Genomic DNA, 7,961 nt, shown 5'->3' with positions numbered 1-7,961 from the left:
AGAAGGTGGGCCCATTCTGTCGGGTTCCCTGGCCGAGTGTAGCGAGGTTAGGGGGTAGAAGGTGGGCCCATTCTGTCGGGTTCCCTGGCCGAGTGTAGCGAGGTTAGGGGGCAGAAGGGATTAGGCTGTCCGGGTGGATGCACAGACGATTGCCCCTGGATTCGAACCGGTAGCCGAACTCTTTGGCCGTTTCCTCAGCGAGGACCCGGAATATTCAGCCCAGCTCGCGGCCTACCACCGCGGAGTCAAGGTATTGGACATCAGCGGCGGGCCGCACCGCCGCCCGGATTCCGTAACCGGTGTCTTCTCCTGCTCCAAGGGAGTGTCCGGGCTGGTCATCGCACTTTTGATCCAGGACGGCTTCCTGGACCTCGACGCCGAAGTGGTCAAGTATTGGCCGGAATTCGGCGCCGAAGGAAAGGCCACGATTACCGTGGCCCAGCTGCTCTCCCACCAGGCCGGGCTTCTGGGAGTTGAAGGCGGACTCACCCTGGCGGAGTACAACAACTCCGAGCTGGCCGCCGCCAAACTCGCGCAGATGCGGCCGCTCTGGAAGCCCGGGGCCGCCTTCGGATACCACGCCCTGACCATCGGCGTCTTCATGGAGGAGCTTTGCCGCAGGATCACCGGGTCCACCCTCCAGGAAATCTACGAACAACGCATCCGCTCGGTCACGGGCGCCCAGTTCTTCCTGGGGCTGCCTGAGTCAGAGGAGCCTCGCTACGCCACCCTCCGTTGGGCCGAGGACCCCTCCCAGCCGTGGATTGATCCCGCGAGCCATTTCGGCCTTTCGGCAAACTCTGCGGTGGGGGACATCCTTGACCTGCCTAATATCCGCGAGGTCCGCGCAGCCGGCCTGAGTTCCGCCGCCGGGGTCGCCAGCGCCGAAGGCATGGCCCGCGTCTACGCTGCGGCACTCACCGGACTTGCCCCCGACGGCGACCGACCCGCCGTCGCGCCCCTCCTGAGCGAAGAGACCATCCAGGCCGTCTCGGCCGAGCAGGTCTTCGGCATCGACCGCGTGTTCGGCGAGACCAGTTGCTTTGGGACGGTGTTCATGAAATCGCATGCACGCTCGCCTTACGGCAGCTACCGGGCGTTCGGGCACGACGGCGCCAGCGCATCTTTGGGGTTCGCTGACCCTGTGTATGAACTCGCCTTCGGATACGTGCCGCAACAGGCCGAGCCGGGTGGAGCAGGATGCCGCAACCTCGAGCTGAGCGCCGCCGTGCGGAAGGCAGTCACCGAACTGGCGCAGAAGGATGAAAAGTGACCTTCACTGTTGAAACAGCCATGGTCCTTGCCGGGGTGGCGCACAACCGCCAGAAGGACAAACTGAAACGGCCGCACAGTGAGCACGTGATGGCGGTCGGAGATGCGCTTGCCGATTTCGATGACGATATCCGGATCGCCGGCTACCTGCACGACATCGCCAAGGACACGCCCATCACCAAACAAGCATTGCTGGACATGGGCGTTTCCGAACGCGCCGTAGAAATCATCGAACGCGTGACGCGCCGCTTCCAGGACGACCCGGCTAACGATGAGGCCGTCATTCTGCATATCGCGCAGGACCACGATGCCACCTTGGTCAAGATCGCCTGCAATGCCCACAACTCCTTGCCGGAGCGCGTACAGGCATTTGCGGAGAAGTGGCCAGACAAAGTGTCGCCCACGCGCTACGCGGACGCCCGGAAAGTGCTCTACAAGGCGGTGCCCCGGGGCGAAAGCCACTTGATCGTGGAGCGCATCAACACGGATCTGCTGTACGAGCTGGATCAGTTGGCGGACTAGCAGTTCGACCCGGCAGGTCCCACCTGCCTACGGTTTCGTCGGGTCATCCGGCCGCGGGTTGGCAGCGGCAACCGCCTCTCGCGCGGTGGGCGCGGTGACCTCCGCGAGGACCCGCTGGTGGATCTGGGCAGTGAGCTCGTGAATCGCACGCGTCAGCTCGGTGTTCTCCTCGAGCAGCTGCTCCTGGGCGTTGTAGTCATGGTCCGCCTTCACTTGCTGGAAAGCCGCTTGACGGTTCTGTCCGATCATGACGAAGGTCGAGAGGAAGATCGCTTCGAGCGAGACGATCAGGGTCAACGTCGGCCACGGACTCTGCTCGAACACGAGCATCCACACAGCGAAAAGCAAAATGTGCAGGTAGACGAAGTTCATCGATCCGGCGAAGGCCGTGATTGCATCCGCGACTCGAAGCTGAATGCTTGCGGCCCGGCGCTCGGCCTCTGCCAGGACCGATGGGTGGAGCTTTGAGCGCTCGCTTTGGGAGAGCAACCGCGTAGGTCTCAGATAAGAGCGCGAATGCGGAAGAGCGCCCGTCGTGGATGTCGATTGGTGTCCGGCCTGCTGTGCCATACGTTCAATCCCTTGGCTCGCGGCGAGCCCGTCTCGCCTCTGAGAGCGAGCCTAGCGTCGCCATGCGGGTGAACCTTGGATTGAACGGTTGATACTTACACGCGGGATCTTCCACGGAGGAAGTGGAAAATCAGGACGATCACCGCAACAACCAAAAGCAGGTGGATGAACCCGCCGCCGATGTTGCCAATCAATCCGAGAAGCCAGAGAACAGCGATAATGATGGCTATCCAAAGCAACATGAGGGTCTCCCTTGTTAGTCTGCGGATGCAAATGCTGATTCTGCGCCAGGCCGCTCCGCGACCCACGCAGATATCGTTTGGTGCCCTTACTTTATGCCACGATCGGGCTGGTGTTAACGGGTACACAATAAGCGATAGTTCAACTGCCGCTTTGACGCCCGGTGCAGGGAAAGCTACCCACCCATCAGCCTTCGCCGATGCTTTAGCTCCTTGATCCAGTCCCTTGTCTGCAGCGGCCCGAAAGGTGAGGCGCCGGCGTCGAGCTCTGCGATGAGCGGCCCCGAAGCCTTGAGCGCGAGTCCCAGGACTCCCTCCGCTGCGCGCTCCGCCAGTCCGAGCTTCCCGGCCCAGGCAAGGAAGTGCTTTCGGGAGATTCCGCTCTTCTTGCCGCCGATTCCGAGCGCGAGCGTCTTGTCCCCATAGACCACCGTGGAGGGGATGTCGTAGACCGGGGCGATGGTGTACTCGCCCTGCGGCGACTGAAGCATGGACACGTTTTTCGCGTGGAGGTCGCCGTTGCCGCTGAGCCAAGCGAAAGCCAGTTGGATGGCCAGGTTCCGCAAGGCCGGCAGCGGCGCGGAACAATGCGCCGCCAAAGCCGCGCAAACCTCGCCGAACGGCACGCTGTACTTGTCCGCAGGATAGAGTCCCAACACTTGGGCGCCGTCCTCGACGGCGAGACGCACGGGAGTGCCGTCGGCTCCGGTGAGGCGATCGAAACGCTCGACGAGCAGCCCGGCCCGCCCGCCGACGTCGTGCACCAACTGCACACTACTCACCGGGATCCGGAGCTTGCGCGCAAAACGGAACATGAGGAACTCGTTTTCCACCACGAACGGGAACTCGGGCGCATTGAGTTTGAGGATGAAGCGCTTGCCCGCTTGCGCCACCGGAAGCGAAATCATCCCGGCCGATAGCTTGTCCTGCACACCCGCCAATGCCACAGGATCGATAAGGCCCGAATCGCCGAGCAGAGCGTCGAAGTCGAGCGGCAGCTTCGAGTCGAGCACGACGGCGGAGCCTCCTTCCGTGGGCGGCTCGCCGTGGGGGACCGTCTGGACATCGCCCACGGCGTCCCCGCCCGCGCCCATGAGGAGCGCGAGCTCGTCGTCGGCGCTGGCCTTGACCGCCCGGCGCAGGGAATTCAGGCGGCGGCCTTCCGGGAGGAGACCCGTGAAGTAGGGCGGAACCGCGCCGCTCGGGGTGAACACTGCTTCATTTGTCAATGGGAGCGTAGTGGCAACGGCCGGACCGCCTGATTCGAGGTACCGCGGCAAGTAGCTGAACTTGGTGCCGCCTTCATGCCGCTCGATGCGCGCCGCCAGGACGCCCTGCTTGTAAACGTCGGCGATGCGGTGGAAGGTCATGACTGGCTGGATTGCTTGCCCGCGGGTTGCACTTTGAGCTCAAGGCCCAGTGTGCCGAGGACCGCGAGGAGTGGTTCCAATTGGACCGTGGTCTTCCCCTGCTCCACGAAGCGGACGAATCGTTCCGAGACTCCTGCGAGGTCTGCGAGGTCGGACTGGCTCAGGCTGAGGGAAACGCGGCGGGCACGGACCTTGGCTCCGAGGGACTCGGTAAATTCCCTGGGGGACATGTCCATCCTTCGTTGTGTTCTGTGGGCATCCGCGTTGTGCGTGTCCGGTACGTTCGTGCCGGTTTCATCATTTTCCGCTTACTTGGGAGGCGAATCAAGGATTGGCGGCCGGGAATCGGTACGTTCGTGCCGGTGAGCCCGTCGCGGCGTCGTGGGTGCGGGGCGTGCGCTGGGTGCGGGTATAGCGATTTGGGGCCAGGACCCACGAATTCGCCTAGGTGACCGGCACCGTCCGGTGCTTGGCCCGGGCGCGAGGCGGCTGCCTGCTGGCATGTGGCTGTTTAGGCTTGGGGCTTACGGATTAGTTGGTCCCGCACCTCAAGTTAACCCCTTCCTCCCAAGCGCTGGCTGATCCCAATGCCCTTGTCGGGAAGGTCCCGGTGCTGCGGACGAACATCCTGAATGTCGTTTCGCGAAGGTCCGCGCACACTACCTGAGGAGATGTCTGGGTCAAGGATGCTTGTCCCTGGTTGAAGCTATTGAATGGCCCTGCCACTCGCTGGAGTCCCCACCAAACGGTCTTATACAGGGTTGTTGTCTGGGAGATGCTTATCATGAAGACGTTGCACGTCGTCTTTGGGTGACCGCCAACAGTTCCATACGGATAGATGCTCCCGGACGTCCGTTTATAGACGTTTCCCGTATCGATGGTGCAACGCTGGCCGCTTGTGCCGGTGATCGGCGAGACACTGGCAGGGGATACGGCTTCCTTAGACGTCTTGTTCTTTGGCGTCTCTTCCGTGAAGGTCTCCGAGCTCTGCCCGAGTGTTGCCGCCTCGGCCCAGGTCAGATCACCAGGTTTCGGGGCCGGGATGTTTGGATCATAGGCCGGAGCGTTGGCCGGGGCGTCCGGCGCCTTCGGCGGGTTTTCAGTTGCCTTTGATGACCCCGCTGTGAACAACGGGACTAGCAACAGCGCTGACGTGGCAAGTGCGGATATTTTATTCATTGTGTCCCTCGGTATTTGCTGTGCGAAAAATGGTCCGCGGAGGACCATCGAGTCTTATTAGTAAGGTCAATGCCCTTGTTTTCGGGTACCCTGTCAGCATGGCTGCGGTGTGGATCGTCCAACATGATGAAGAGGAATCCTTCAATGCCGTGCTTGGCGTCTTCGCATCTCAAGACGAGGCGGAAGGGTTCGCCGAGGAAATCAAACTCGAGTATGCCAGGGGTGTTATTTACTCCCGCTATGAGATCGGATACCGCTACAACAGGGGACCCGGACACGTGAGTTTCGGCCCCGGCGACCGATAACCTCGTCAATCTCCGGTCTGGTTCACGGCCGTTGGCCGCGCTGGCAACGACTTCGGCATTGTGGCGGCGCGAACTGCACTCTTCAAGGTTCTCGGCTCTAGATTCACTTGTCCTCCTGCGAGTGATATCGGGTGGGTGCGCGTTGAAACAAGTAAGTCAGGATCAAGTTATGCAAGAAAGGCAAATTAAGCAAGACCTTTTAATAAACAGGTCAGAGGACTTTATCTTAGAATTTATAAGACCGGAACCCTGCTAATTGTTGGTTGCCATGGATATGCGCCTAAACACTCAATCCTCATCACGGTTACCACTCAATTCACAGCTTTCGAGTACTCAATTTGGCGCGTCCATCACTCAATAGGAGCAAAACACTTGACACTGTTGTATGAGGTGCGCTTGCGGGGCGCCAATGACTCTTATCCCGTGCCGGTGAGCCCGCCGCGACATCGTGGGTGCGGGCCGTTCGCTGCGTGCCGCCGGTACAGCGGTCCCGAGCCCAGACCCACGAATTCGCCTAGGTGGCCGGGTGTGCCCTCAGCCTTTCCAGGGCTGCTTCCCGGCGTGCGGTCCCGCGCCGTTCGTCGATCACGATCGAGATAGCCAACGCCGCCACAATCACCATCATGCAGACAGGAACAGAGACGTCCAGGGCGGCCAAGCCCACACTGCCGCAGAGCAACACGACCACGAGAGCCGTGACTCCGAGGAGCGCGCGGTCGAAACCCAACAGGTAGCCGTACAGCGAACTCAGGGCTACCTTGAACAGAGCCACGGGTACGGCGATGGTGGCCACTACAACGGTGGCGCTGATGTGGGCAGAATGATCGATGAAGAGGGCCGCGACGTGAAGTCCGCCGCCGGTGGCTGCGATCGACCCGAAGATGAACATGTGGCCGTATCCGAAGGCGAATGCCCGGTGCCGCTGGTGATGCAGGGCGTGGCCGGACGGAAGGATGAAGTAGATCCACCACATTCCAAAGGCCAGCCCCGTACCGCCGAGGCCAACGAGGGCGGCGTCAACGGACCAGCCATGAAGGGCCACGATCGCCCGAAGGGATTCAATGGCTCCAATCAAACACTCGCCCAGGGCGATGATGGCCAGAAGTCCGTAGCGTTCCGCGATGTGGTGTGCGTGCCACGGTGTCTTGGCTTTGCGCTCGGCGATTGTCGGCGTCGCCATTTCCAGCAGGAAAAGCGGGGCGGCCATGAGGAAGTTCGTCAGGATGTCGGCGTGGACAATCAGCACCACCACCCAGCCGATCTGCGCCACCACCAGGAACTTCGCGTAGGTGAGGCAAGCACTTCGGCGCTCCGGATCCTGCTTCGCGGCGCGCAGCCACTGGAACACCAACGCCAACCGCATGATGATGTAGCCCAGCACCATGGTGGAGTTGTCCACGCGGTGGCCCTCATCAAGGGATTGGAACATCGGTTCGATGCCCATGGCAAGGATGAGTACACCCACCATCTGCACCATGGTGACAACGCGGAACACCCAGTCGTCAGTGTCGTAGGCGCTGGCAAACCACGAGAAATTGATCCAGGCCCACATGACGGCGAACATTGCGAAGGTGAAGCCCATCAACCCGGAGCCGAAACGGGCCTCGGCCAGCTCATGCGCGAACTGGCTGCCGGCAACCCCAAAGGCGATAACGAACGTCAAATCAAAGAAGAGTTCCAAGGGCGTGGCTGTGCGATTCAGCTCCAAGGGATCGCGCCCGCCCATGCGCGACAGTGCATGGCGCAATGGATTCATGGACATGGTTCAGGGTACCGCCGGTAGGCCCCCCGAGTCCCGATCCCGCGAGAGGGCGCCCGGGTTTCTCTTCGCCCATAACAGCAGCCCGATATAGCTCAGGTCGAAAATGCTGCAGAGGACGCCGATGCCCAGGATGAACAGTGAATTCTCGAGGACCCCGAAGGTGATGGTGGGCGCAAGGGTTCCGATCCATTTCGCCACGGCGATCACCATGGATTGGCCTCGCAAGCCCCGCCGGGCCGCGAACATGGCAATGAATAGCCCGGACATCAGGAGATTCTGCAGAAAAGCCGCGTACCGGGATGCGGGATCCCAATCGAACTCGGTGATGAAGAGCCACTGCACAGCGAACGAGGCCAGGCCCAGCAGAACCGCCCATCCGATGAACAGGGGCCGCGTGACAAATCCGGGAAGTTCCCGCCTGCCGAACGCGAAGAACGTGTAGACAATCGCGACGTCGGCCAACGCCCAGGCAATGTTGATGACGCCCTGCACGGAGAGCCTCGTGCTGAGCGAATGTACCGAGTAGATGACCTCCCACGCGAAGTTCAGGCCCAGCGCCGCCGCCGGGATGGCATATGTCTTGTCGCGAAACCCGATCCGGATCGCGCAAATGTAGACCGTCGTCCAGGCGACCCCGCTCAGGATTGTCAGAAACAGGTTCACGGTTCCTCCTTTTCCAACGCGGGGTCACTTAGCGCCCATCCCGGGGCCGAACATGGGCCGTAAGTGACCCCGCGTTGCT

At 61.5% G+C, this 7,961-nt stretch carries 9 protein-coding genes; 3 read left to right on the top strand and 6 right to left on the bottom strand.

Annotated features, from left to right (window positions below):
• Positions 1-133 precede the first annotated feature (133 nt).
• Both QRN52_RS21865 and QRN52_RS21860 read left to right on the top strand, forming a co-directional pair.
• Positions 134-1,273, top strand: a complete 1,140-nt coding sequence (locus QRN52_RS21865; RefSeq protein ID WP_284755786.1) for a serine hydrolase domain-containing protein — start codon at positions 134-136, stop codon at positions 1,271-1,273.
• 20 nt (positions 1,274-1,293) lie between these two features.
• Positions 1,294-1,794, top strand: coding sequence for an HD domain-containing protein (locus QRN52_RS21860; protein ID WP_284755791.1), 501 nt, complete (start codon positions 1,294-1,296; stop codon positions 1,792-1,794).
• Positions 1,795-1,821: 27 nt separating this feature from the next.
• On the opposite strand, the gene QRN52_RS21855 is transcribed toward QRN52_RS21860, so the two are convergent.
• The 4 genes from QRN52_RS21855 to QRN52_RS21840 all read right to left on the bottom strand — a co-directional run bounded on the left by QRN52_RS21855 (position 1,822) and on the right by QRN52_RS21840 (position 4,203).
• Entirely contained in the window at positions 1,822-2,364 is a 543-nt protein-coding gene (locus tag QRN52_RS21855) for a DUF1003 domain-containing protein (RefSeq protein ID WP_284755785.1), read from the bottom strand.
• A 95-nt stretch (positions 2,365-2,459) separates the two neighbouring features.
• Positions 2,460-2,606 (bottom strand): lmo0937 family membrane protein, encoded by a 147-nt coding sequence (locus QRN52_RS21850; RefSeq protein WP_284755784.1) that lies wholly within the window; start codon positions 2,604-2,606, stop codon positions 2,460-2,462.
• 173 nt (positions 2,607-2,779) lie between these two features.
• Positions 2,780-3,973: a type II toxin-antitoxin system HipA family toxin gene (locus tag QRN52_RS21845; protein ID WP_284755783.1), complete on the bottom strand. Its 1,194-nt coding sequence runs from the start codon at positions 3,971-3,973 to the stop codon at positions 2,780-2,782.
• Positions 3,970-4,203, bottom strand: coding sequence for a helix-turn-helix transcriptional regulator (locus QRN52_RS21840; protein ID WP_284755782.1), 234 nt, complete (start codon positions 4,201-4,203; stop codon positions 3,970-3,972). Before QRN52_RS21840 ends, QRN52_RS21845 begins: the two co-directional genes overlap by 4 nt.
• A 1,047-nt stretch (positions 4,204-5,250) precedes the next feature.
• Between QRN52_RS21840 and QRN52_RS21835 the strand changes: the two genes are divergently transcribed.
• On the top strand, positions 5,251-5,457 hold the full coding sequence (locus QRN52_RS21835; RefSeq protein ID WP_284755781.1) for a DUF7336 domain-containing protein: 207 nt from the start codon (positions 5,251-5,253) through the stop codon (positions 5,455-5,457).
• Between the two features lie 514 nt (positions 5,458-5,971).
• Here QRN52_RS21835 and QRN52_RS21830 read toward each other — a convergent pair.
• Both QRN52_RS21830 and QRN52_RS21825 read right to left on the bottom strand, forming a co-directional pair.
• Positions 5,972-7,219, bottom strand: a complete 1,248-nt coding sequence (locus tag QRN52_RS21830; protein WP_284755780.1) for a low temperature requirement protein A — start codon at positions 7,217-7,219, stop codon at positions 5,972-5,974.
• A gap of 3 nt (positions 7,220-7,222) precedes the next feature.
• Positions 7,223-7,882, bottom strand: coding sequence for a transmembrane-type terpene cyclase (locus QRN52_RS21825; RefSeq protein ID WP_284755779.1), 660 nt, complete (start codon positions 7,880-7,882; stop codon positions 7,223-7,225).
• Between the last annotated feature and the right edge of the window lie 79 nt (positions 7,883-7,961).

It is taken from the genome of Arthrobacter sp. efr-133-R2A-120, assembly GCF_030209835.1.
Lineage (GTDB): Bacteria > Actinomycetota > Actinomycetes > Actinomycetales > Micrococcaceae > Arthrobacter.
Note: the sequence above shows the minus strand (reverse complement) of the source record. Positions and strands in the feature narration are given on the sequence as shown.

Coding starts and splice junctions, on each gene's coding strand:
- QRN52_RS21855 (WP_284755785.1), bottom strand. CDS start 2,364: ATGGCACAGCAGGCCGGACACCAATCGACATCCACGACGGGCGCTCTT.
- QRN52_RS21845 (WP_284755783.1), bottom strand. CDS start 3,973: ATGACCTTCCACCGCATCGCCGACGTTTACAAGCAGGGCGTCCTGGCG.
- QRN52_RS21850 (WP_284755784.1), bottom strand. CDS start 2,606: ATGTTGCTTTGGATAGCCATCATTATCGCTGTTCTCTGGCTTCTCGGA.
- QRN52_RS21840 (WP_284755782.1), bottom strand. CDS start 4,203: ATGTCCCCCAGGGAATTTACCGAGTCCCTCGGAGCCAAGGTCCGTGCC.
- QRN52_RS21835 (WP_284755781.1), top strand. CDS start 5,251: ATGGCTGCGGTGTGGATCGTCCAACATGATGAAGAGGAATCCTTCAAT.
- QRN52_RS21830 (WP_284755780.1), bottom strand. CDS start 7,219: ATGTCCATGAATCCATTGCGCCATGCACTGTCGCGCATGGGCGGGCGC.
- QRN52_RS21860 (WP_284755791.1), top strand. CDS start 1,294: ATGGTCCTTGCCGGGGTGGCGCACAACCGCCAGAAGGACAAACTGAAA.